This window comes from Rhodococcus sp. P-2, assembly GCF_016598535.1.
GTDB lineage: Bacteria > Actinomycetota > Actinomycetes > Mycobacteriales > Mycobacteriaceae > Rhodococcus_F > Rhodococcus_F baikonurensis.
This window is the reverse complement of record NZ_CP066779.1, coordinates 5,092,318-5,116,053: the sequence shown is the minus strand read 5'-3', so window position 1 is coordinate 5,116,053 and position 23,736 is coordinate 5,092,318. Positions and strand designations below refer to the sequence as shown.

The 23,736-nt window shown below is 63.3% G+C and carries 22 protein-coding genes; 8 read left to right on the top strand and 14 right to left on the bottom strand.

What is annotated here, in order from left to right; translation table 11 throughout:
- Window positions 1-350 precede the first annotated feature (350 nt).
- Genes I7X09_RS23930 through I7X09_RS23920 form a run of 3 tightly spaced genes read left to right on the top strand, consistent with a single transcriptional unit; the run spans window position 351 to window position 2,277 of the window.
- Complete coding sequence (locus tag I7X09_RS23930) at window positions 351-1,058, top strand: TVP38/TMEM64 family protein (protein WP_185564785.1); 708 nt, start codon at window positions 351-353, stop codon at window positions 1,056-1,058.
- A gap of 31 nt (window positions 1,059-1,089) precedes the next feature.
- On the top strand, window positions 1,090-1,686 hold the full coding sequence (locus I7X09_RS23925) for a hypothetical protein (protein ID WP_200313990.1): 597 nt from the start codon (window positions 1,090-1,092) through the stop codon (window positions 1,684-1,686).
- A 57-nt stretch (window positions 1,687-1,743) separates the two neighbouring features.
- Window positions 1,744-2,277 carry a hypothetical protein gene (locus I7X09_RS23920; protein ID WP_095970155.1) on the top strand — a complete coding sequence of 178 codons (534 nt, stop codon included), beginning with the start codon at window positions 1,744-1,746 and terminating at the stop codon, window positions 2,275-2,277.
- 35 nt (window positions 2,278-2,312) lie between these two features.
- On the opposite strand, the gene I7X09_RS23915 is transcribed toward I7X09_RS23920, so the two are convergent.
- The 3 genes from I7X09_RS23915 to I7X09_RS23905 are packed head-to-tail and all read right to left on the bottom strand — an operon-like array spanning window position 2,313 to window position 4,897.
- Window positions 2,313-3,596 (bottom strand): SPFH domain-containing protein, encoded by a 1,284-nt coding sequence (locus I7X09_RS23915; protein ID WP_030536387.1) that lies wholly within the window; start codon window positions 3,594-3,596, stop codon window positions 2,313-2,315.
- Entirely contained in the window at window positions 3,596-4,027 is a 432-nt protein-coding gene (locus I7X09_RS23910; RefSeq protein ID WP_003944877.1) for an NfeD family protein, read from the bottom strand. Before I7X09_RS23910 ends, I7X09_RS23915 begins: the two co-directional genes overlap by 1 nt.
- 42 nt (window positions 4,028-4,069) lie before the next feature.
- A complete protein-coding gene (locus I7X09_RS23905) occupies window positions 4,070-4,897 on the bottom strand; it encodes a DUF3097 domain-containing protein (protein ID WP_095970156.1) in 828 nt (275 codons plus the stop codon).
- A 67-nt stretch (window positions 4,898-4,964) separates the two neighbouring features.
- Between I7X09_RS23905 and I7X09_RS23900 the strand changes: the two genes are divergently transcribed.
- The gene (locus I7X09_RS23900; RefSeq protein WP_124568604.1) at window positions 4,965-5,756 is read left to right on the top strand and encodes a hypothetical protein; all 792 of its coding nucleotides are present in this window, start codon (window positions 4,965-4,967) and stop codon (window positions 5,754-5,756) included.
- On the opposite strand, the gene I7X09_RS23895 is transcribed toward I7X09_RS23900, so the two are convergent.
- Together I7X09_RS23895 and I7X09_RS23890 are read right to left on the bottom strand one after the other, a co-directional pair.
- Window positions 5,746-7,512: an enoyl-CoA hydratase-related protein gene (locus I7X09_RS23895; RefSeq protein WP_234036696.1), complete on the bottom strand. Its 1,767-nt coding sequence runs from the start codon at window positions 7,510-7,512 to the stop codon at window positions 5,746-5,748. The genes I7X09_RS23900 and I7X09_RS23895 overlap by 11 nt on opposite strands.
- Window positions 7,513-7,693: 181 nt before the next feature.
- Entirely contained in the window at window positions 7,694-8,185 is a 492-nt protein-coding gene (locus I7X09_RS23890) for a hypothetical protein (protein WP_095970159.1), read from the bottom strand.
- Window positions 8,186-8,262: 77 nt separating this feature from the next.
- Between I7X09_RS23890 and I7X09_RS23885 the strand changes: the two genes are divergently transcribed.
- Window positions 8,263-8,604 (top strand): metallopeptidase family protein, encoded by a 342-nt coding sequence (locus I7X09_RS23885; RefSeq protein ID WP_003944783.1) that lies wholly within the window; start codon window positions 8,263-8,265, stop codon window positions 8,602-8,604.
- A 106-nt stretch (window positions 8,605-8,710) separates the two neighbouring features.
- Entirely contained in the window at window positions 8,711-9,319 is a 609-nt protein-coding gene (locus I7X09_RS23880; protein ID WP_124568607.1) for a transcriptional regulator, read from the top strand.
- 3 nt (window positions 9,320-9,322) lie between these two features.
- Here the strand turns inward: I7X09_RS23880 and I7X09_RS23875 are convergent, their stop codons facing one another.
- From I7X09_RS23875 to I7X09_RS23840, 8 genes are all read right to left on the bottom strand, one after another.
- Window positions 9,323-10,375, bottom strand: coding sequence for a ferrochelatase (locus I7X09_RS23875; protein ID WP_124568680.1), 1,053 nt, complete (start codon window positions 10,373-10,375; stop codon window positions 9,323-9,325).
- An 84-nt stretch (window positions 10,376-10,459) separates the two neighbouring features.
- Window positions 10,460-11,257, bottom strand: coding sequence for an NADH-dependent enoyl-ACP reductase InhA (gene inhA / locus I7X09_RS23870; protein ID WP_095970162.1), 798 nt, complete (start codon window positions 11,255-11,257; stop codon window positions 10,460-10,462).
- Window positions 11,258-11,314: 57 nt separating this feature from the next.
- Window positions 11,315-12,064, bottom strand: a complete 750-nt coding sequence (gene fabG1 / locus I7X09_RS23865) for a 3-oxoacyl-ACP reductase FabG1 (RefSeq protein ID WP_007727875.1) — start codon at window positions 12,062-12,064, stop codon at window positions 11,315-11,317.
- A 70-nt stretch (window positions 12,065-12,134) separates the two neighbouring features.
- Complete coding sequence (locus I7X09_RS23860; protein ID WP_095970163.1) at window positions 12,135-13,115, bottom strand: VWA domain-containing protein; 981 nt, start codon at window positions 13,113-13,115, stop codon at window positions 12,135-12,137.
- Window positions 13,112-14,104 (bottom strand): DUF58 domain-containing protein, encoded by a 993-nt coding sequence (locus tag I7X09_RS23855; RefSeq protein WP_095970164.1) that lies wholly within the window; start codon window positions 14,102-14,104, stop codon window positions 13,112-13,114. The genes I7X09_RS23860 and I7X09_RS23855 overlap by 4 nt, the downstream gene beginning before the upstream one ends.
- The gene (locus I7X09_RS23850) at window positions 14,101-15,297 is read right to left on the bottom strand and encodes an AAA family ATPase (RefSeq protein WP_200313986.1); all 1,197 of its coding nucleotides are present in this window, start codon (window positions 15,295-15,297) and stop codon (window positions 14,101-14,103) included. The genes I7X09_RS23855 and I7X09_RS23850 overlap by 4 nt, the downstream gene beginning before the upstream one ends.
- 152 nt (window positions 15,298-15,449) lie before the next feature.
- Window positions 15,450-16,997, bottom strand: a complete 1,548-nt coding sequence (locus tag I7X09_RS23845; protein ID WP_029255350.1) for an NlpC/P60 family protein — start codon at window positions 16,995-16,997, stop codon at window positions 15,450-15,452.
- A gap of 451 nt (window positions 16,998-17,448) precedes the next feature.
- A complete protein-coding gene (locus I7X09_RS23840) occupies window positions 17,449-18,039 on the bottom strand; it encodes an Rv1476 family membrane protein (RefSeq protein WP_200313984.1) in 591 nt (196 codons plus the stop codon).
- 456 nt (window positions 18,040-18,495) lie between these two features.
- Between I7X09_RS23840 and acnA the strand changes: the two genes are divergently transcribed.
- Window positions 18,496-21,297 (top strand): aconitate hydratase AcnA, encoded by a 2,802-nt coding sequence (gene acnA / locus I7X09_RS23835; RefSeq protein ID WP_019748421.1) that lies wholly within the window; start codon window positions 18,496-18,498, stop codon window positions 21,295-21,297.
- Window positions 21,298-21,398: 101 nt separating this feature from the next.
- A complete protein-coding gene (locus tag I7X09_RS23830) occupies window positions 21,399-21,965 on the top strand; it encodes a TetR/AcrR family transcriptional regulator (protein ID WP_003944970.1) in 567 nt (188 codons plus the stop codon).
- A gap of 60 nt (window positions 21,966-22,025) precedes the next feature.
- Here I7X09_RS23830 and I7X09_RS23825 read toward each other — a convergent pair whose 3' ends face one another.
- Window positions 22,026-23,657 (bottom strand): ABC-F family ATP-binding cassette domain-containing protein, encoded by a 1,632-nt coding sequence (locus I7X09_RS23825; RefSeq protein ID WP_003944932.1) that lies wholly within the window; start codon window positions 23,655-23,657, stop codon window positions 22,026-22,028.
- Between the last annotated feature and the right edge of the window lie 79 nt (window positions 23,658-23,736).

The window sequence follows — 23,736 nt, the reverse complement described above, 5'->3', positions numbered from 1 at the left end:
GAGCTCAGATATCGTGAGGATCACGTCAGGTTCTTCACAGCGCCGTTCACGACGGCGTTCACGACCATTTTCCGACCGGTCCGCAGACTCGGGTTTCAGTCGTTCGGGCACCTGCGACTGGTCCTTACCTAGCGATTGTTCAGCATGTATGTGAGTTACCCGCGAGTTCGTTTCACTGGCCGGGACTGCACGTGCGCACCGCCTCGAACTCCTAGTGGTTTTCGTCACAGCACCGGTTTCATTGTCGCCTGGAGCACGCTGCTTTCCCATCTCCGTGGCGATGTTCAACGTGCGTTTGCGGGTCTGCAGTCGGCTCGGTTCACCGTTCACAGGTAGCCTTGTGACCTGTGATGGGACGCCTGCTGGACCGAAGATTGATCGCAATAGTCCTGGTAGTGCTCGCTTTGTTCCTCGCTGCCCTCCTCGCCCCACATCCCACGGTGTCTCAGGTGCGCGAGTGGGCGGACTCGGTTGGCCCGGCGTTTCCCCTCGTGTTCTTCCTGGTTCATTCGATAGTCACCGTCGCGCCGTTTCCGCGGACCGTCTTCACTCTCAGCGCGGGGGTTCTCTTCGGCTCGGTGACCGGCATCGCCCTTACTGTGGCGGCAACGACTGTGAGTGCCGTACTGGCCCTCTACCTGGTCCGCGCCATCGGCCGCGACGTTGTTTGGCAACGGATTTCGAGTCCGACGATCCGGCGGGTGGACGAGCGGATCGAAAAGAGGGGGTGGCTGGCCGTCGGGTCTCTGCGCTTGATCGCGTTTGTCCCCTTCTCGGTGGTGAACTACTGCTGCGGCATTTCGTCGATCCGGATCGTGCCCTACATCCTTGCCACCGTCGTCGGCATTTTGCCCGGCACTGTCGGGATTGTCGTTCTGGGCGATGCGCTGTCCGGCGAAGCCGATCCTCGTCTCCTGATCCTGTCCGGGATCTGCATTGCAATCGGGATCTCCGGTCTGGTGTTCGACGCTCGCCGTCAGCCTCCACTGAGCGAAACCACCGTCGACAGCAGTCAACCTCAAGAGGTTGATTTGATTGAGTCAACCCAAAACGATTGACTATTGAAAGTCAACTACATAACATTGACTGATGTTCGTACTGACAGTGGATCAGCGAGGTAGTCGACGGGACGTCGATCGCGTCGGGGACATCATCGACGACATGGCCGACCTCGAACTCCTTCGACCGTTCGAGCGCACTGCGGGCGACGAGATTCAAGCAGTGACCGACGATCCGGCACTGCTCGTCCTCGTCGCACTGGAGCTGATTCGGCGCGAGTACTGGAGTGCCGGAATCGGGATCGGCCCAGTCGAGCACCCTCTCCCGCGGCAAACCCGAGCCGGGCGCGGACCCGCGTTCGAAGCTGCAAGAATCGCCGTCGAACGCGCCAAGAGAGCCCCGGCGAAAATTGCCGTCGAACAGGCGCCGGACGACAGAACACGCAACGAACTTGCCGCCGACGTCGATGCCGCGTTCACCTTGCTCGGCACGATCGTCGCGAGACAGACGAAGGACGGGCGCGAGGCCATAGCTCTGATGGACAGCGGACTCACTCAGGTCACCGCGGCCACCCGGCTCGGAATCACCAAGCAGGCCATGTCGAAGAGACTCCTGACCGCTGGGTGGCACGCAGAACTCGCCGGGCGTCGCCTCGCAGAACGACTTTTGGTCAGACTCCAGCCCTAGACTGCTCACGCTCGCATCAGTACACAAACTCGTCGACACAGCAGGGGGCTCGGATACATGGTCGTTCTGGCGTTGATCGCACTCGCAGTCGCCGCCGCGGCGCCAGCAGTTGCAGCGGCACTGGGACCGCTCAGTCGTGGTCGACTGGAGGTGCCCGAATGGGCGTCGTCCGTGGTCGCGCTGCCGGCGCTGGGTGTTGCCGCGCTCGCATCGACCCGAACGAGCCCGGTCACCGGTTTTGCGCTCGGGGCGACGCTGGTCCTGTGCGTACTTGCCGCCGCCACGGCCGGTGCACCGTTGGTGCTTGCCACTTTCAAGATCGCCCGTCGCCAACCGGACGGGAGCCCGGCACCGGACGCCGGACCTCTTCGCGGCGGACGTGTGATCGGCATACTCGAACGGCTCGCGGTGGCGGCGTCAATTCTCGCGACCTGGCCGGAAGGCATCGCGATCGTCTTGGCGGTCAAGGGACTCGCACGGTACCCGGAACTTCGCGAACCTCACGCGTCCGAGCAGTTCATCATGGGAACCTTCGTCAGCGTCCTCTGGGCGATTGCCGTCTGTGGAACGGGACGGGCGCTCATCACCTAGGTGATGAGCGCCCGTCCGTTTACTCCGAAAGGTGCCTACTGGCGCTGGCCGCCCTCGGGCGGCTGCCCCTGGTACGGGTATTTCTGCTGGAAATCTTCACGCTCGGGCGGCAGCGGCAGCTGACCGGGCCACGGATTTTCACCCTGCTGCGGCAGCGCCGGATCGACGAATCCGGGCTGCTCGGGCGCACTTTCACGGCGATGCCTGACCGCAGCTGCCGGATCTTCGACGGGAGTACGTGCAGCAACTTCAGCGGCGCGGACTGCTTCCGCAATGGCCGGGTCGGACTTCGTTTCGAACCACTCTGCTACCTCGGCCGAATCGTCCTCGGGGTTGGGAAGATTCTCTTCGGCCGCCGGCGGCTCGTAACGGAAAACGCCGTCCTGACCCTGCGCGCCAAGGGTTTTCGCAAATCCCTTCAGTGCGTCCCCGAAGTCGCTGGGGACGAGCCACACCTTGTTCGCATCGCCTTGCGCCATCTGCGGCAACGTCTGAAGGTACTGGTATGCAAGCAATTCCGGAGTCGGCTTACCGGACTTGATGGCAGCAAAAACCTTCTCGATGGCCTTGGCCTCGCCTTGAGCCTGCAAGTACTTGGCCGCGCGGTCACCTTGAGCACGAAGGATCTGGGACTGACGCTCACCCTCGGCGTTCAGGATCGAGGCCTGCTTGTTGCCCTCGGCAGAAAGAATCTGGCTCTGCTTGGCGCCCTCGGCAGTCTTGATAGCGGATTCGCGATGACCTTCAGCCGTCAGAATCATCGCGCGCTTCTCGCGGTCCGCCTTCATCTGTTTTTCCATCGACTCCTGGATCGAGGGCGGCGGATCGATGCTCTTGAGCTCGACGCGGGCCACTCGCAGGCCCCAGCGACCGGTCGCCTCGTCGAGGACACCGCGAAGCTGACCGTTGATGGAATCACGCGAGGTCAACGTCTCTTCGAGGGTCATTCCGCCGACGACGTTTCGCAGCGTCGTGGTCGCCAACTGCTCAACGGCAGCGATGTAGTTGCTGATCTCGTACACCGCAGCTTGCGGGTTGGTGACCTGGAAGTACACCACCGTGTCGATGGACAGGGTCAGGTTGTCCTGGGTGATCACCGGTTGAGGCGGAAACGAGACCACCCGCTCGCGGAGGTCCACCTTGGCACGTACGCGATCGGCGAACGGGATCAAGAATGTGAGCTGCCCGGACACCGTCTTCGAATATCGGCCGAGCCGTTCGATGACCGCGGCTTCTGCCTGCGGTACCAGTGCCACCGACTTCGCGACCACCAAGATCACGAATAGCACCAACACACCGAGCACTATGAGTGCTGCCATTAAGGTCCCCTCCAGACGACTGCTGTTGCGCCGTTGATTTCCATCACCGTCACCTTGGTGCCCGGCGGGTACACCTCGGTGGTGTCGTACGGCCTGGCAGTCCACACCTCGCCGTCCAACTTGACCTGCCCGGAATGCTCGCCCACTTCTTCCAGAACCAGGGCGTGCTTACCTTCGAGTGCCTGAATTCCGGTCGGGGTCGGCGGCGGACTACCGAAGCGACGCAACATGATCGGTCGCACACCCAGGACTAGGGCGGCGGAAAACACCCCGAACATGACGGCGTCGACCCACACCGGGAAGTCGGTGACAGCACTGACACCGGCAGTAGCGAGTGCCCCACCGGCGAGCATCAGCAGGAAGAAATCTCCCACCAAAGCTTCGGCCCCGGCGAGCACCAGTGCTCCGATCAGCCAAATAAGTGCAGCCACAACACCATCTAACCAGAGAGTGTGACCCAGGCCGCTGCTACGTCAGTTCGGCTCGGTAACGAAATCGACAAGTTGTTCGACAGCACCGATCAGCGGAGCTTCGAGATCGCGGAAGCTCTCCACCGAGTTGTAGACCCGCCGCCAACCCTCCTGAGGTGTTCCCCAGCCCAGTTCGCGACAGATTCCCGTCTTCCAATCCTCGCCGCGTGGAATCTTCGGCCAGGCAGCGATTCCGACGGACTTGGGACGCACGGCCTCCCACACGTCGATGTAGGGATGACCCGTCACCAGTACGTCAGGACCGAGGCCCTGAGTCAATTGCGTTTCCTTGGAGCCGGTGACCAGGTGATCGACCAGAACACCGACACGACGGCCGGGCCCTGGACCGAATTCGGCAAGCCTCTCCCCCAGATTGTCGAGGCCTTCGAGATGTTCGACGACCACACCTTCCACACGAAGGTCGTGACCCCACACCCGCTCGACGAGGGCAGCATCGTGAACTCCCTCCACCCAGATCCGGCTGGGCAGAGCCGTGCGAGCCCGCAAGCCTTCGACTCGCGTCGAACCCGAAGCCGACCGTGCGGGCTTGGAGGATGCGGGTTTGGGTGCCGGTCGGACCAGCGTGACCGGTGAGCCGTCGATCAGGAAAGCCGCCTCCCGCATCGCGAACAACCGCGTCCGCGAGCGCCCGTCCTCGAGTCGCACGAAATCGCCGTCGTACGTGCGCTCGAACCCGACTACCGCCCCACAGAATCCCGTCGCCGCATCTTCGACGACCAGATCACGTTCGGCTGCCACTTCGGGCGTCACGCGCTTCTGTTTACGGGTATGACCCGCGAAAATGTCACCGTATCCGTTGCCACCGCTCACGCCGGATCACGCTAGGTCACAACGCCGGGGCCGCGCATGTCGCCACGCCGAACTAAACTTCACGGTCATGAGTTCTCCCAGCGCAACCCTCACCGTGTGGGCAGCGTCATGGCTCGCCGGCGACACTGCGCCGGACGATGTCATCGATGCCCTTGCCGCGTGGGCACAGATGCACCTGATCGGGGCGGCCGATGCGGAAACCGCGGTCCGACACGATCTCGAGTGGCCGGGAGTCACGGCATCCGGTGTGTCCACTCTGCTGAGAATCGCTCGATCGGAGGCTGCCGAAATCCGCCTGGTCCTTCCCACTGCCGGTGACGTACGCGGCCTGCCCACCGGAACCGAGTTCGCACGCGCCGCGATCACAGCGGGTGAAGGGATCCAGATCGGCACCGTCGGCAAACCTGGAGTCGGTCTCGTACCGTCGAAGGAAGGCCCGGACGTCTTGCGCTGGACGGTCTTCTCCATCCCGACTGTCGCGGGCAGCGCCGACACGATCGGGCTCCGTGAAGCCGAATACGAACTGCGCCAAGCTGTTCGGGACGCAGCAGAGGTGCTCGGCGGACTTCCGACCGTTGCCACCGGAATCCCAGGCACTGACGCGCGCACCCTGGTCGCCGAAGCGCTGCAGGCGCAGGCCGGATACCGCTGGCCGTCGACACTGTCACCGCGGCATTTGCAGGTGATCGACACCGCCGACAACGTCGCAGCCATTCTTACAGTCGCTGCGTCGACCTCGACCAATCAGGCCCCGAGCGTGTCCACCGCTCAGAAGCGCGACGACCTGCTGCGACGACTGTGGGACGTCGTTCGCACCGCACGCGTCGCGTCGGCGAACAGCGTGTCGATCAGAGCTTGAGCACGAAATTCCGGCGCTTCTCGGCGAAGCCGTTGCGGTCCCCGAACATGTCGATCTTCATCTCCTCGAGTTCGCGCTCCTCGTAGGGCTCCACCGGATCACGTTCCAGCCGAAGACGTTTGCGCTCCAGTATCGAATCCAGCCGACCACCTTCGAGCAGGTCGGTGGCGACCTCGTTCAACCACGCCTCGAACAAATCCGGCCGCCGGGGGCCGATCGCGTCGACGAGCCCGATGTCCAACGCTCGACGGATACCGATCGGACTGCACGCGGTCAGCAGGTTGCGAGCTTGTTCCTCCCCGACACGGGCCGGAAGCGTGTACGTGTGCAGTTCCGAACCGAACAAGCCCATCGTGGCGTAATGAGGATTGAGAACCACGCCGTCCCTGGCCACGACTACGTCGGCTCCGAGCGGGAGCATCACCCCGCCGGCCCCGGCATTGCCGGTGAAGGCCGCAACCACAACCTGTTCCGTACAGGTGACGATCGCTTTCGCGATCTCGTTGATGGCCTTGATATTGGCCCACGCCTCTCCGGCTTGATCCGACGCCGCCTCGATGACGTTGAGGTGGATACCGTTGCTGAATCTGTCGTAGTCGCCCGTCAGGACAAGGATCTTGGTGTCCTGCGCGATCGCCCAACGCAGCCTGGCCGCCAGTCGCGCGCATTGCTTCGTGCTCATCGCACCGTTGTAGAAACGAAACGAGAGATAACCGATACCGCCGTCTCGGTGATAGTCGGTCTCGGGATAGCGGCTCTCCCAGACCTGTGGAACGAACACGTCCGGACGCACGACCGCGGTCGACGGAAGTTTGACATTGCCCGCGCCGACGAGCCGCGCATGTCCGACCCACACGGAGCCGGCACCGGTAGCAACACGTATTGCCTGGTGAAAGTACTCGACGATGGTGCCGGGCGCTGCATCGACGTGGGCGTCGAGGTGAGCGTCGTAGACGTAGACCCGGTCGAGCCCCAACTGAACGGCGACACCGGGAAACCCGTCGGCGGCGTTGACAGCGCGGACGATGCTCGACGCGTCCTCCTCCCAACTGAACGCGCGTTCGGACTGTTTCATGGTCGGCCGCGATCGGGCCGATGCCACCGGCCGTGCGACGCGGTCCGACGGGATCGGCTGGTAGTCGGGCGTACGGAAATGTTCGACGACCTCCGTAATGCACTCCATCGCCGCATCGGTGACTGCCCCGTTGTACACCGAGGATTTGGTTGCACCGCTCTGGAGTTCGAACGTCCGCCACGCCCACACCGCTCCCGCGTCGAGTTCCTCGGCGGCCTGCAACGCGGTGACTCCCCAGATCGGTTCGTCATCTGCAATCGCCCAGTCCAGCGACGACGGTCCGCGATCGCCGGGCGGGCCAGGGTGAATGATGATCGTCGTCCACCGCTGCCAAACGGATTCCGGTACATAGGCTTTCAGAAACGGGCAGATGACGAGATCAAAATCTCCCGCAGATGTCGCGGCCAGCACCGCGTCCGCGTCGGCGACGACGGCTGTGCGGACGTGGTGCCCCGCCTCACGAAGAACAAGACCAGCCCGCTGCGACAGACCGTTGTCGGAGGTGACGAGAAGCAGCACGCTCAACGGTGGCGCGGAACTCGCGCGTGGGCGTGAGCGCCGGAACAGCGCCGCCGTCGCCGCACGCAGACGGCCCCTGCCCGTTGCATTTTCGCGTAACTTCGCCGTTGCTACATCGCTGGAAAGGGCCACAGAAGTCGTGAGAGCGGCCGATTTGGGCATCGGTCTTACTTCGGGGGTCGAAACCATGGATTCCTGCTCGCATGCTCGGGTATCTGCAGCGCAGACCAGACTCCCCCCAGAGCAGGACCAACGCACCGATAGATTGATTGAGGTATTTAGGGACTTTATACCTACCGTCGGTTTGTTTCAATAGCTATTTTCAAGCAAACCACTCAATCGATCAACGCGCAGTCTTGTGATTGATCGCGATATGGCGGTCGATGCGAATATGTTCATCCAGCGTCGGGTAACGCAAACCGGTGTCCTGGCTGTATCCCTGACGGCGCAACCAATCCAGGACGTCGCCCCAGAACCAGATCCCCCCGGCAACCGAGTTGTACGGAATCGGGAAAGGAGTAGCCGCCTGCCGGACCCCTCGCACCCACTGTCCGACCGCCTGCCGCGTCACCCCCGCACGGTCGGCAATGTCCTGGCGCGACACCAGATCAGGATGTGTCCTCTGAGGCCGCACACCTGCGGCCACCAACTGGTCGACCACGGTGATCGCCGTCGTCGCTGCCCGCATGCCTTCCGAGGTGAGTGTCAGCAACTGCAGCCCGCGTCGGTCCTCGACTCTTCCGCCCAAGCTCTCTTCGATCGCCTGCTCTTGCGAGACTGTCAGCATCTGAACGATGAATGTGAATTCGTAACGGTGATAGAGATCTTCGGCCACGCCCTAAACATAGCCGTAAGCTGCACTGTTTCCACATGGACACACCCGGATCCCGCACCCGCACGCACAATGGGCAGATGATCGACGTGGACGACAGTCAGTTCGAGGACATGGTCAAGCGGGCGCTCGACAGCCTGCCGCCGAAATTGGGTGCGGAGATGGCAAACGTCGCGGTGACCGTTCAACTCGAAGGCGGACGACCGGGACTGCTCGGGCTGTATCAGGGCATCCCTCTGACCAAGAGAACCACCACGTACGCCGGCGTCCTTCCGGACCGCATCACGATCTACCGCAGGGCAATCTGTGCGATCTGCAGCACCGAAGACGAGGTGATCGAGCAAGTTCGCCGAACCGTGATCCACGAAATCGGCCACCACTTCGGGATCGGTGATCCCCGGTTGCGTGAACTCGGATGGTGACAACCGACTCATCTACAAGTCGGAAATCAGCTAGAGGTTGATAATCGGCGAATAGTCATGTCAGCTGTACCAAGCCCGCAACAATTGAACACTTACAGGAGTTCGCATGGTCAATTTGATCCAGATCGCCCCGAAGAATGCCCCGACGTTTGCGATGAGCCGACAGAAGGCCGCCGAACTGTTGGGCATCTCGGTCGACAGCGTCGCGTTTCTCCTCAAGTCCCGCTATCTCCCGGATCTGGACGCCGGCCGCTTGATCGCGATGGCCAACCAACCGTGGTTGTACACGGACGGCGACTTTCCCGTCCTGCAGCAGGGCGCGTCCGAACTTGCACCGAAGAAGATGCTGCCCGCACGTAAGTACATCGGCGAGAGCGCAATTCACTCCGACGCCGAGTGTGTGGAAGCCAATCAGGGGCAGTGGGCGGGATTCAACGTCGACCATGTGCTCGGCGCCCGATTCCTGCCTGTGACGCTGCGCAAGTTCCCGGTGTCGGTGCTTCAGATCCACGACGTCAACGACGACGACGAAGAGCGAGTCTCGTTCGTCGCGACCCTTGCCGGGCGAGTCCGCGAACTGGGAGCGCCCAAACTCAACTACATCGACCCGTCCCTGAGCCCGGAGGATCGACAGATCGTCGAGACGCTCCTGACCTCGCGCAGTACGTCTACAGTTCCGGGGCCCTGCGGAAAGCTCAAGCAGCCGAACTCCTGACCGTCAGCGGGGGCGCTGAACAGCGGCGCAGCAGTTCACCGCACACGAGGCACCATTGGTGGTCGAGCCGAGCAGCGGCTCGACCCCCAGTCGCAGTGGTTGCTCGGCGTCGGCCAACTCCCGGACGAGCGCGGGCACCAGCTGCGCAAAACGTTGATCGCGGCCGGGTGTCGCGGCGCGCACGAAATCCATACCGAGTTCGGCTGCCTTGTCCTTGGCCTCGGTGTCCAGATCCCACACCACTTCGAGGTGATCGGAGACGAAACCGACGGGGCATACGATCACGGCGCGAACATCCTTGGCGGCCAACGTATCCAGGTGATCACAGATGTCGGGGTCCAGCCACGGAACCTGCGGCGGACCTGATCGCGATTGCCACACCAGATCGAAATCGTCGACGCCGACGGCCTCGGCCACCAACTTCGCAGCCTCGGCGACCTGTCGGCTGTAGAGGTTTCCGCCCTCTGCCGGCGGCCCTGCATTGCGGTCTGCGGCACTCGGAACCGAATGCGCCGTGAACACCAGGCGCGCAGTATCGCGAGTAGCTTCGGGCAACTCTGCGCGGGCCGCGCGCACACCGTCGGCGAACGCGCCGACGACCAGCGGATGGTCGTAGTACTGCCGAAGTTTTGTCAGCGTCGGTGCGCCGTCACCGACCGCGTCGCGGGCGCGGGCGATGTCCTCGTGGTACTGCCGACATCCGGAGTAACCACCCCAGGCCGACGTGGCGAACACGGCGGCGTTGCGGACACCGTCCTCGCGCATCTTGGCAACGGTGTCCTCGACCATCGGGTGCCAGTTGCGGTTGCCGAAGTACACGGGCAGGTCGACACCGGCTGCTGCCAGCTCACCTTCGACCCGTTCGATCAGGTCTCGGTTGAGAGCGTTGATGGGAGAAACCCCACCGAAATGCATGTAGTGCTCGACGACGGCGTCGAGCCGTTCGGGTGGCACTCCCCTACCGCGCGTGACGTTTTCGAGGAACGGCCGTACGTCTTCGGGTTTTTCGGGACCGCCGAACGACAAAACGAGAAGAGCATCGAACTGCATGTCCATACTTGCGGTCATGAGTTCAATCTTGCGTGATGCCGTTCGGCGGGGGTCACCCGGGTACTCACCTGCGTAGTAGAAGGGGTGCTACTAGCCGACCATCGCGTGGAAGCCGCCGTCGACGTAGATGATCGACGCGGTCGTGCCGGGCAACCAATCCGAGAGCACGGTGCAGACGGTCTTGGCCACGGGCTCGCGATCGTCGACGTCCCAGCCGATGGGCGCAGCACCGTCCCATGCGGTGTTCAGCTTGTCCAACTCCGCGCCCGGACCGGTGCTGTCACCGGCGATGGCCTTGGCGGCCAGGGTCTTGATCGGGCCGGAGGACACCAGGTTCGAGCGGATGCCGCGGACACCGACCTCTTTGGCCACGTAACGGTTGACGGCCTCGAGGGTTGCCTTCGAGACACCCATCCAGTTGTAGAAGGGCATTGCGCGTGCCGGATCGAAATCCATTCCGACGATGGACGCGTTGTCGTTGAGCACCGGCAGCAATGCCTTGGCCAGTGCGCTGTACGAGTATGCGGACACCTCGAGTGCGACCGCCACGTCTTCCCACGGCGCGTCCATGAACGGGCTGCCCAGGCAGGAACGGGGAGCGAAGCCGATCGAGTGGACCACGCCGTCGATACCCTCGGGAGCCAGCTCGCGCACGCGCTCGGCGAGAGTTGAGAGATCCTCCGAGCTCTGGACGTTGAGCGAGATTGCCGGCGGCACGGGCTGCGGCAGGCGCTGGGCGATGCGGTCGATGAGGCGCAGACGATCGAATCCGGTGATCAGCACCTTCGCGCCCTGCTCCTGCGCGACCTTGGCCACGTGGAACGCGATCGACGAATCGGTGATGATGCCGGTGACAAGAATGGTCTTACCCTCGAGCAAACCGCCCATGAGATGTCCTCCTGATTTCAGACGTACGAGAAAGGTGTGCGTGTGCGAAAAAGCGGGTCAGTGCCCCATGCCGAGTCCGCCGTCGACGGGGATGACCGCACCCGAGACGTAAGCCGAATCGTCCGAGGCGAGGAAACTGACTACTGCTGCAACATCTTCCGGCTTTCCGGTGCGTTGCAACGGGATGAACTCGGTGGCCTTGTCCTTGACGTCGTCGCCCAGGGCGGCAGTCATGTCGGTCTCGATGAACCCGGGAGCGACGACGTTGGCGGTGATCGAGCGCGACCCGAGTTCCCTTGTCAGGGAACGTGCGATACCGACGATGCCGGCCTTGGACGCGGCGTAGTTGACCTGCCCGGCTTGACCTGCCAGGCCTACGACCGAACCGAGGAAGATGAACCGTCCGAAGCGCGCGCGCAGCATCGAACGGGTTGCGCGCTTGGAGAGGCGGAACGTTCCGGTGAGGTTCGCGTCGACGACGCTCGTGAACTGCTCTTCGCTCATCCGCATGATCAGTGTGTCGTCGGTGACGCCGGCATTGGCGACGATGACCTCGACCGGGCCCTGGTGCGCCTCGACCTCTTTGAACGCACGGTCGATCGACTCGGTGTCGGTGACGTCGCAGACGACGCCGAACAACCCTTCGGGGACGCCGGAACCGCGATGTGTGACGGCTACCTTGTGACCGTCCGCAGCGAGTCGCTGAGCGACGGCCAAGCCGATTCCGCGGTTGCCGCCGGTGACGAGCACCGAGCGCGGTGTGGTGACGGTCCGTTCGGAAACCACTGTCGTGGGAGGGGTAGACATGGCGATCAACCTATCAATTCTCTGCGGGCCGCGTACCAGCGGTATTTGGACAATTCGGAACTGCTCACGATCAAGGCAAACGCTGCCTGCGTACCAGGGCAATCGTCAGACCAGCGGTCGCGAAGACTACGCCGAGGATCAGCCACGGTCGGCTCGCGTCGCCGCGTGTCGTCTCGAAACCGATCTGCTCTTCGAGCGTGTCGTAAACCTGGCGCAGTTCTTCGAGGCTCGATGCCGTGAAGAAACTTCCGCCGGAAAGGTTGGCGATCTCCTTCAGTGACGCGTCGTCGACCGGGACGGGGATTCGGTCGCCTTCGATCTCGACGCGGCCGTAGGTCGTTCCGAAGGAAATGGTCGAGATCGGCACGCCCTTGTCCTTGGCCTGACGGGCAGCGGTGAATCCGCCCCGCGGATCGTCCGAGTTCTCGGGAACGGTCTGCTTCCCGTCGGACAGCAACACGATGCGCGCCGGAGGCGCCTGATCGCTACCGCCGAGCACAGCCGACAGCGTGTCGATCGACTGCAACGAGGTGAAGATCGCTTCGCCCGTCGCCGTCCGCTCACTGAGCTTGAGGTTGTCGATCGCGACCTTCGTCGCGTCACGATTCGTGGTGGGCGACACCAGAACCGACGCTGTTCCGGCAAATGCGACCAACCCGAGGTTGATTCCGGGTGTCAGACCGTCGGCAAACGACTTTGCTGCTTCCTGCGCTGCTGCCAATCGCGTCGGTTCGACGTCGGTGGCCTGCATCGACAGCGACACGTCGATCACGAGGATGACGGTGGCACGGTTTCGCGGGACCTTCTTGTCCGCCGTCGGACCGGCAAGGGCGACAGTGAAGAACACCAACGCGACGACCATCAGAATCGCCGGAATATGACGCCACCGGCCGGGCCGGGAAGGCGCCACCTTCTCCAGCAGTGCGAAGTTCGTGAACCGAAGTGTGTGCTTGGCCCGCTGCTTCTGCACGAGGACGTAACCGACCACCAACGCGGCGATGACAGCGAGGAACAGCAACCACCACGGTGCGGTGAATTGAGAAAGACTCACGAACGAACGCCCCCAGTTCCGGCGCCGGCACCATAACTGTGGCGGCGTGCCGAGATGAATCTCACGACGTCGGCGATCCAGTCCCTGTCGGTGTGCAGAGACATGAGCGGTGCGCCGCAACGACGTAGAGCTTGCCTGACCTCGACGCGGTGCTCGGCGGCGACTCTGGCGAAGTCGGCGCGTAGTTGCGGCGTCGTGGTGAATTCTCTGGTCCGGCCGGACTCGGGATCGTGGAGCACCACGTCGCCGACGTCCGGAAGTTCGAGGTCGCGCGGGTCCACCACTTCGACGCCGAGCACGTCGTGTCGTCCCGAAATGGCGCGCAGCGACCGTTCCCAGTCGATCGGTCCGAGGAAGTCACTGATCACCACCGCGAGTCCGCGCCGACGCTGTGGGCGTCTGAGTGCTTCGATCGCACCGACCAGATCACCGCGTACCCCGTCCGGAGCGTGCGGAGTCGTCGCGATCTTGCGGAGCATCGCCTGTGCGTGAATTCGCCCACCGCGGGCCGGAATTCGAGTTGTCTGAGCTCCGGTCGAGATGATGGCGCCGACGCGGTTACCGCCCGAACTGGTCAGGTGGGTGATTGCTGCGGCTGCGGCGACAACCAGGTCGCGCTTCTCGCATCCGGCGGTCCCGAAGTCGAGACTTGCGGACAGGTCGATGACGAGCCACGTCTCGAGCTCACGATCTGCGACCGACTGGCGCACGTGTGGGTGCGTCGTCCGGGCGGTGACGGACCAATCCATCTGCCGCACGTCGTCGCCCGGCTGATACTCGCGAGCATCCCCCGGTTCCGAACCCGGGCCGGGAATCAGGCCGAGATGATCGCCGTGCAGCACACCGTCGAGGCGACGACGAACCGTCAGCTCGAGGGTGCGCAGCGCAGCGGTGAGTTTGGGATCGCTGAGCTCGCCGGATCGGAACGACGGCGGAGAACCGGTGGATCCGGCGGGTGTCGCCTGGCCACCGTCGCGGCCATCGGTCACTGCGGGCGACTCATCGTCTCAGCGGTCGCGATCGGCGCGCCGTTTCCCTGTGGATTGGCTGTGCCCTGTGGAGTGACGGGGCCCTGTGCATTGAACTGGGGTGCTTGCGGTGCGCCTTGCTGAGGCGGACCGGGAACGGTCGGAACCGGCCGCGCGGCGATCTGAGGCAGTCCGACGGTCTGCAGCACCCGAGCGATGACGGCGTCGGGAGTCACCTCGTCGGCCATGGCGTCGTAGGAAAGAACGAGACGGTGACGCAACACGTCCGGGATCACTTCGATGACGTCCTGCGGCACGACGTAGTCGCGGCCACGGACGAGAGCGAGGGCCCGTGACGCGGCGATGATGCCGAGCGTCGCGCGGGGTGAGGCACCGTACGCGATCCAGCCTGCAACGTCCTCGAGCCCGACCTCACGAGGCGTGCGGGTAGCGGCGATCACTCGGACCACGTAGTCGACCAGCGCGTGATGGACGAAGACGTTGCTTGCAACGCGTTGGAGCCTGACCAACTCCTCCGGACCGAGGATCTGGTGCGGCTCCGGGGCAGCGACGCCCATCCGGTAGACGATTTCGCGTTCTTCCTCCACCGTCGGGTAGTCGACGAGGATCTTGAACAGGAAGCGGTCGCGCTGCGCTTCGGGCAGCGGGTAGACGCCCTCGTTCTCGATGGGGTTCTGCGTCGCCATCACCAGGAACGGGTCGGGCATGTGGTAGCGCTTGCCACCGATCGAGACGTGGCGCTCCGCCATCACCTCGAGGAGCGCGGACTGCACCTTGGCCGGAGCACGGTTGATCTCGTCGGCCAGGACGAAGTTGGCGACGACGGGTCCGAGTTCGGTGTCGAACTCTTCACGGCCCTGACGGTAGATGCGCGTGCCGATGAGGTCGGTGGGCACCAGGTCGGGGGTGAACTGCACGCGGGAGAACGAACCGCCGACGACCTTCGCGAAAGTCTCGACAGCCAGCGTCTTGGCGACACCGGGGACGCCTTCGAGGAGGACGTGCCCCTTGGCGAGAAGTCCGACGAGAATGCGCTCGACCAGCCGGTCCTGCCCGACGATGACTCGCTTGACCTCGTAGATCGCTCGTTCCAAGGTCTGAACGTCGGCTGCCAGGGAAGGTGCTGCTCCGTCCGCACTTCCGCTCGCCTTGCTTACGTCGACCGTTCCGACCGAATCTTCACGTGAGGTCACCAAGAATCCATCGCTTTCACCTAGAAAAGTACCGACAGTAACGTGTTCCCCGTCAATTATTCCAGGTAGTTGCGCTCGATGCCGTAACACCACGTCGGGAACTTGATACTTCTCCCGTCAATGCCGGCATCAGTGTTCTGACGATGCAGCGATCAGGACACCAGTCGGACGGCGTACGGCGTCATTCCGCCCCAGCGAACCGGGGAGACCATGACACTCGAACCGGACTGCGGTGCCTCGAGCATCTGCCCGTTACCGAGGTAGAGCGCCACGTGTTGGCTGGCATTGGGACCGTAGAAGATCATGTCGCCGCGTTTCATCTCCGACGACGGAACCTGTGTGCCCGCGGTGTACTGATAGCCGGTGTAGTGCGGCAGCGAGATGCCGATACCGGCAAAGGCGTAGATCATCAGCCCCGAGCAGTCGAAACCGACCTTGTTGAAATCGCCGTAACTGTCTGCGACGCCGCCGTCACGGATGCCTCGCGTCGGCCCGTTCTCGTCGCCGCCGCCCCAGGCGTACTGCACGCCGAGCTGAGACATTCCACGATCGATGACGGATTCGATTGCAGCGCTTCCGGTGACGGAAGGCTTCGGCGTGCTGGGCTTCGGTGTCGTCGGCTTGGGAGTGGTGGGCTTGGGTGTGGTGACCGTTTCCTCTTCGGTGCCGGTCTCTTCGTCCGTGCCGGTTTCTTCGTCGGTCCCGGTCTCCTCGTCCGTCCAGGTGTCGTCGTCGTCCGGGATGACGGTCGGAGTCGGGTCTTCGACTGCGGTGTGCGGGCGCTGAGCCGCTGCCAGTGCCGCGGCTCGATCCTTGGCTGCCTGGTCGGCTGCTGCGCGGGCGGCCGCTTGTGCGGCAGCTTCCTTGGCGGCGGCTTCGAGAGCCTTCTGGTGAGCTTCCTCGGCGCGACGCTGTTCGTCCCACGTCGCGTACGCCTGGCGTTGGCCCTGCAAGCCGGCGACTGCGTTTCGGGCGGCGTCGAGCTGGGCCTGAGCGGAGTTGCGCTCGGCTTCGATCGCGGCTTTCTTGGCTACCTGCTGGTCGAGGGCGTTGCGTGCGATCTGAATCGCCTGCTCGGCCAGATCCTTCAGCTGGGCGGCTACCTCGGCGGCGGCGTCGGCCTGCTGCTTCGCTTGGCGGGTCGCGGAGTCCTTGTTCGCCTGCTCGGTACGTGCTCGCTGAAGACCGTCGAGCACTGCGCTCTGCGTGTTGGCGAGCAGTTTGAGGACCTGTGCACGATCGAGAACGTCGCCCGGGCCCTTGGCGTCGAGGAATGACGAGATGGACGCGGTGTTGGTGCCCTTGACGTAGCTCGAGCGTGCGTACTTGTCGAAGTCCGTCTGAGCGACCTCGATCTGCGCCGAGGCGTCTTTCAGAGCTTGTTTGGTGACGCCGACGGCCTGCGCCGCGGTGTCTGCGGCGCCGCGAGCGTTCTGCAGATCCACGAGCGTCTTGTTGACGTCTTCACGCTTGATCGCGACTTCGTTGTCGAGTGCCGACAACTGTTCGTTGGCCGATGCGACTTGATTGATGAGCGCGCTGACGGTGCCGACGCTCGACGAGACCTGCGAATCGGCCGCAGCGATGTCCGAGTCACTCGGATTCGGCGGCGGTGGAGGTACGGCCGAGGACATGGCCGGCGTTCCGACGATCAGGGAGCCGACGACGCCGAATCCGATGACCAGCTGCGCCAGGCGCATCGACTTACGGGAAGGACCACGACGGGACTTGCCGCCACGTGTTACTTGCCTCACAAATAACTCTCCCTCGCGTGTAACGCCACGGCCCGCTGGGTCGCCGATCCGTGCGGGGAGGGAATGCGCAGACCAAGCACCGGCCGCCCACAGCCCGAGAGCTGCTCGTCGACCCGGGCGTGCCGTCACAACGCCACTGTCGACACCTCGGGAACAAGGCAACCGACAAGTACGCGTCGAACAACATCAGCCTGTCTGCGACACTTCTTCCCCAAAAAGTGCCAGTTGTACCGTACGACACTCAAGCGTTCTTTGGAAACTTTAGCCACAAATAACACAAACGGTATTTGAGCTGGTCGAATGGCATGCAGACACCAAAAAGGGCAGGTACTCACTGCAAACAGCGGTGAGTACCTGTTTTCGACGAGTTACTGAAAATCTCGCAAAAGGACCAAGGTCAGACGGAATCGGCCCGGTGGTCGGACGATGTCGCGGTCTCTGACGTTGGCGCGGTATGTCTGGTTTGCGTATTTTCCGGTCCGCGCCGCCACTTCACGGCAAAGGTGATCCCGGCAATAACCGCCACCACTGCGATGACAAGGACCGTGTACAGCGTCCACGGCGGACCTGGCGCCACGATCTCGTGCGAGAAGCGGTCCGCGGTCACGCTCGCGCTTTCGCCGAAAGATCGGTCCTGTGCAGTTTCGAGCTGTACGCGACTGATCGAGTCGCTGTAGCTACCCATCCAGTCAGGGCTCAGAACGAGAACCGTGCCGCCTTCGGTTTTGCCGACTGTCGTGGCCAGATCGCGAAGATCGGACGGCCGGCCCGGATTCGCGTCGACGACCACGACGCTCAAGTCGACACCACGTTCACGAGCGTCGGTCACCACCGCAGTCAGCCCCGATACATCGGACTCTGGGGCGGAGACACCGTCCGTCGAAATGTCCGCGAGCACGTCGTCGAGATCGACGTCCGACGGAACGGCGACGTGCAACGGGGACTTCACGTGCACAGGCGCAAAAGCGTGATTGGTAGGAGCAGACATCTCTCATCCGGGTGCTGTTCGGATTCCGTCCACCGCTGAGATGCGGGGAGTTCTTCCGAGGTCGTTTTTCGGCGGCCGACCCGCGACGGGCCTGCATGCACCCTACTTCAGGTCGACTGCCACCAGGCGTCACACACAACCGCCGCGCGTGCCGCCCGAGCGGTAGCTGTGGGTGCGGTCACCCAGCCAAGCCTGCGTTGCGCAGGCCCCCGGTCTGCATGAAGATTGTTTCGGTCAACTTGCCCTGAATTCTCACAGGACAAGCGTACTGTTAGACTTGGACCAAGAGGTACCACCGGTCAGGACGGGTTCTACTGCAGCTCCGATGTTCGGACAGTTCTCACGCGAACTGTGCGATTGGCGTGAGCTACGGAGGATCTTCCCGGCCGAAGTACCTCGCTTCAGCTGCCGACACAGCCCCGTCGGTAGCGACCCTCATAGACGAGTGGAGCAGACGTGAGCACCAGTATCGATTCATTCGGAGCCAAGGGAACCCTCGAGGTCGGTGAGAACTCTTACGAGATCTTCCGCCTCTCGGCCGTCCCCGGCACCGAGAAATTGCCCTATTCCTTGAAGGTTCTCGCCGAGAACCTTCTCCGCACCGAAGACGGTGCCAACATCACCGCGGATCACATCCGCGCAATCGCAAGCTGGGATCCCTCGGCCGAGCCGAGCATCGAAATCCAGTTCACGCCTGCCCGCGTGATCATGCAGGACTTCACCGGCGTTCCTTGCATCGTCGACCTCGCCACCATGCGTGAGGCCGTCACCACCCTCGGCGGCGACCCGAACAAGGTCAACCCGCTCTCCCCCGCCGACATGGTCATCGACCACTCGGTCATCCTCGACGTCTTCGGCCAGGCCGACGCACTCGAGCGCAACGTCGACCTCGAATACGAGCGCAACGGCGAGCGTTACCAGTTCCTCCGTTGGGGCCAGGGCGCATTCGACGACTTCAAGGTCGTCCCCCCGGGAATGGGCATCGTTCACCAGGTCAACATCGAGTACCTGGCGCCCACCGTCATGTCCCGTAACGGACAGGCATACCCCGACACCTGTGTCGGCACCGACTCGCACACCACGATGGTCAACGGCCTCGGCGTGCTCGGCTGGGGTGTCGGCGGCATCGAGGCCGAGGCAGCAATGCTCGGCCAGCCCGTCTCCATGCTGATCCCCCGCGTTGTCGGCTTCAAGCTCTCCGGTGAGATCAAGCCCGGCGTCACCGCAACCGACGTCGTGCTCACCGCCACCGAGATGCTTCGCAAGCACGGCGTCGTCGGCAAGTTCGTCGAGTTCTACGGCAACGGTGTTGCCGAGGTTCCGCTCGCGAACCGCGCGACGCTGGGCAACATGAGCCCCGAATTCGGTTCCACCGCAGCGATCTTCCCGATCGACGCCGAGACCATCGAATACCTGCGCCTCACCGGCCGCAGCGACGAGCAGCTCGCTCTCGTCGAGGCGTACGCCAAGGAACAGGGCCTGTGGCACAACCCCGACAAGGAGCCTGTCTTCTCGGAGTACATCGAGCTGGATCTGGGAACCGTTGTTCCCTCGATCGCCGGCCCGAAGCGCCCGCAGGACCGAATCCTGTTGTCGGAGTCCAAGACTGCGTTCCGCAAGGACATCCACAACTACGTGGAAGAGAACTACCCGACCGAGCACACCCAGCTCGACGAGGCAGTCGAGGAATCCTTCCCGGCTTCCGATCCCGCGGTTCTGTCGTTTGCCGACGACGGAGCGGTCGACGTTCTCTCCGCTGCCAACGGTGCAGAAGGCCGTCCGAGCAAGCCGGTCGTCGTCAAGTCCGACGCCGGTGAGTTCGTTCTCGACCACGGCGCCGTCGTTGTTGCAGGTATCACCTCCTGCACCAACACGTCCAACCCGTCGGTCATGCTCGGTGCAGCACTGCTCGCACGCAACGCCGTCGAAAAGGGCCTCGCCACCAAGCCGTGGGTCAAGACCAACATGGCTCCCGGTTCGCAGGTCGTCACCGACTACTACGAGAAGGCCGGCCTGTGGCCGTACCTCGAGAAACTCGGCTACTACCTCGGCGGTTACGGCTGCACCACGTGCATCGGTAACACCGGACCGCTGCCCGAGGCAGTCTCGAAGGCCATCAACGACAACGACCTCTCGGTCACCGCGGTGCTCTCGGGTAACCGTAACTTCGAGGGACGCATCTCCCCCGACGTCAAGATGAACTACTTGGCTTCCCCGCCGCTCGTGATTGCCTACGGCCTCGCCGGAACCATGGACTTCGACTTCGAGACCGATTCGCTCGGTAACGACACCGACGGAAACCCCGTCTACCTCAAGGACATCTGGCCGTCCACGCAGGAAATCGAAGAGACGATCAAGTCCTCGATCGACCAGGACATGTTCCGCAAGTCGTACGCAACCATCTTTGCGGGCGACAGCCGCTGGCAGAACCTCGAAACCCCGAAGGGTGACACCTTCGAGTGGGACGTGAACTCCACCTACGTGCGGAAGCCACCGTACTTCGACGGCATGACGATGGATCCGGCTCCGGTCAAGGACATCAAGGGCGCTCGCGTCCTCGCACTGCTCGGCGACTCGGTCACCACCGACCACATCAGCCCGGCAGGTCCGATCAAGGTCGGTACCCCCGCTGCGCAGTACCTCGACTCCCACGGCGTCGAGCGTGCGGATTACAACTCGCTCGGATCGCGTCGCGGTAACCACGAGGTCATGATTCGCGGAACGTTCGCGAACATCCGTCTGCGCAACCAGCTCCTCGACGACGTCTCCGGTGGATACACCCGCGACTTCACGCAGGAAGGCGCACCGCAGGCATTCATCTACGACGCGTCGCAGAACTACCAGGCAGCCGGCATCCCGCTGGTCGTCCTGGGCGGCAAGGAGTACGGCTCCGGATCCTCGCGTGACTGGGCAGCCAAGGGCACCAGCCTGCTCGGCGTCAAGGCCGTCATCACCGAGTCGTTCGAGCGCATCCACCGCTCCAACCTCATCGGCATGGGCGTTGTTCCGCTGCAGTTCCCGGTCGGCGAGTCCGCAGGTTCGCTCAAGCTCGACGGCACCGAGACCTTCGACATCGAAGGTGTCGAGAAGCTCAACGAGGGCGTCACCCCGAAGACCATGAAGGTCACGGCGACGCGCGAGAACGGCGAGAAGGTCGTGTTCGACGCAGTCGTACGCATCGATACCCCCGGCGAAGCGGATTACTACCGCAACGGTGGCATCCTGCAGTACGTGCTTCGCAACATGATCCGGGGCTAGTCAACCGAGCCCTGTTCTAACCCACGTGGCGGACTCAGCGAGGTGCTGAGTCCGCCACGTGCGTTCGGAGCACAAAGAAAGCGCGAGACGAGGACAACAACGTGCCCAAGGTCAGTGAAGACCATCTCGCGGCACGGCGCAGTCAGATCCTTGACGGCGCCCGCCGCTGCTTTGCGGAATACGGCTACGACGGCGCCACAGTTCGCCGTCTCGAAGAAGTCACCGGCTTGTCCCGAGGAGCGATCTTTCATCACTTCAAGGACAAGGACGGCCTGTTTCTCGCTCTCGCAAGCGAGGATGCGAGCCGGATGGCAGATGTCGTCGCCGAAGAGGGCCTCGTCCAGGTCATGCGGGACATGCTCGCGCAGCCCGATCAATTCGACTGGCTGGGAACGCGACTGGAGATAGCGCGTCGACTGCGCAACGACGCCGATTTCCGCGAGAAGTGGTCACAGCGCTCTGTAGAACTGACGGAAGCGACCAGTGCGCGTCTCGCCCGACAGAAATCGGCAGGTCGACTCCGTGACGACGTTCCCACCGAAATCCTGATCGGGTATCTGGATCTGGTGATGGACGGCCTGGTCGCGAGAATCGCCTCCGGCCATGGTGTCGACAACCTGTCAGCTGTTCTCGATCTGGTCGAGGAATCGGTACGGCGGAGAGATTGAGGGGCTTCGCCCCTGTGAGTGGTTGAGGAGTGCGGGGACTCCCTAACCACGCACAGGGGGCTAGGCGAGCTGGATCAGCTCGAGGTACTCCTGCGACCAGTGGTCCTCGTTGCCGTCGGGCAGGAGGATGACGCGCTCGGGGTTCAGTGCCTCGGCAGCACCCGGATCGTGAGTGACCAGGACGACGGCGCCGGTGTAGCTTCGGAGCGCGTCGAGCACCTGCTCGCGTGAGATCGGGTCCAGGTTGTTGGTGGGCTCGTCGAGAAGCAGAACGTTGGCAGCGGACGACACCAGACCGGCCAGAGCCAGACGCGTCTTCTCACCACCCGAGAGCGTTCCGGCCGGCTGTTCGAGCTGCGGGCCGGTGAACATGAAGGCACCGAGCAGCGACCGCAGTTCCTGCTCCCCCGTATCCGGCGCGGCGTGGCGGATGTTCTCCCACACGGACGCGTCGTCGTCGAGGGTGTCGTGCTCCTGAGCGAAGTAACCGACCTTGAGTCCGTGACCGGCGATCAGTTCACCCGCGTCCGCCTTCTCCGCACCCGCGAGAATGCGGAGAAGCGTGGTCTTACCTGCACCGTTAAGTCCGAGGATGACCACACGAGAACCACGGTCGATCGCAAGATCGACACCGGTGAAGATCTCGAGCGAGCCGTACACCTTGGTGAGGTTCTTGCCCATCAGCGGCGTCTTGCCACAAGCGGCGGGTTCGGGGAAACGAATACGCGCAACCTTGTCCGAGACACGTTCGGCATCGAGGTTGGCCATCAATTTGTCGGCTCGCTTGGCCATGTTCTGAGCCGCGACGGCTTTGGTTGCCTTCGCGCCCATCTTCGCTGCCTGAATGCGCAGCGCGCCGGCCTTCTTCTCGGCATTCGCACGCTCACGGCGACGACGCTGCTCGTCCGTGGCGCGGGCGTCGAGGTACTTCTTCCAGTTCATGTTGTAGACGTCGGCCTCACCGCGGACGGCATCGAGGAACCACACACGGTTGACGACGTCGTTGAGCAGGTCGACGTCGTGGCTGATGACCACCAGTCCACCCTCGTGGTTCTGGAGGAATCCACGCAGCCAGGTGATGGAGTCGGCGTCGAGGTGGTTGGTGGGCTCGTCGAGAAGCAGAGTCGTGTCCGAGCGGGCACCGCTGCCGTCGGAGGCGGCAAAGAGGATTCGAGCCAATTCGACACGACGCCGCTGACCGCCGGACAGCGTGCTGAGCGGCTGCCCGAGAATACGGTCTTCGAGGCCGAGGCTGCTGGTGATACGTGCGGCTTCGCTTTCGGCTTCGTATCCGCCGAGGGCCGAGAATCGATCTTCGAGCTGGCCGTACTTCTTGACCGCGCGGTCCTGCGATTCCTGATCGAGCACCTCGCCCATCAGAATCTGCTGCTTCTCCATCTCGCGGAGCATCGTATCGAGGCCGCGTGCGGAGAGAACCCGGTCCTTGGCGAGGACGCTCAGGTCGCCCTCCTTGGGGTCCTGCGGGAGGTATCCGAGTTCACCGGTGCGTACGACGCTTCCCGCGTATGCCTCACCTTCACCGGCGAGGATGCGCAGTGTGGTCGTCTTTCCGGCTCCGTTACGTCCGACGAGACCGATCCGGTCGCCCGGCTGGATGCGCAGCGAAGGCCCGGGAGCTGTGAGAAGGGTGCGGACACCGGCACGAACTTCGAGGTCAGTGGCGGTAATCAAGCAAACTCCTCAGGAAAAACGACGAATACGGGTAAACAATGCCTGACTACAGACACAAGAACTATCGATTTTACCGTGA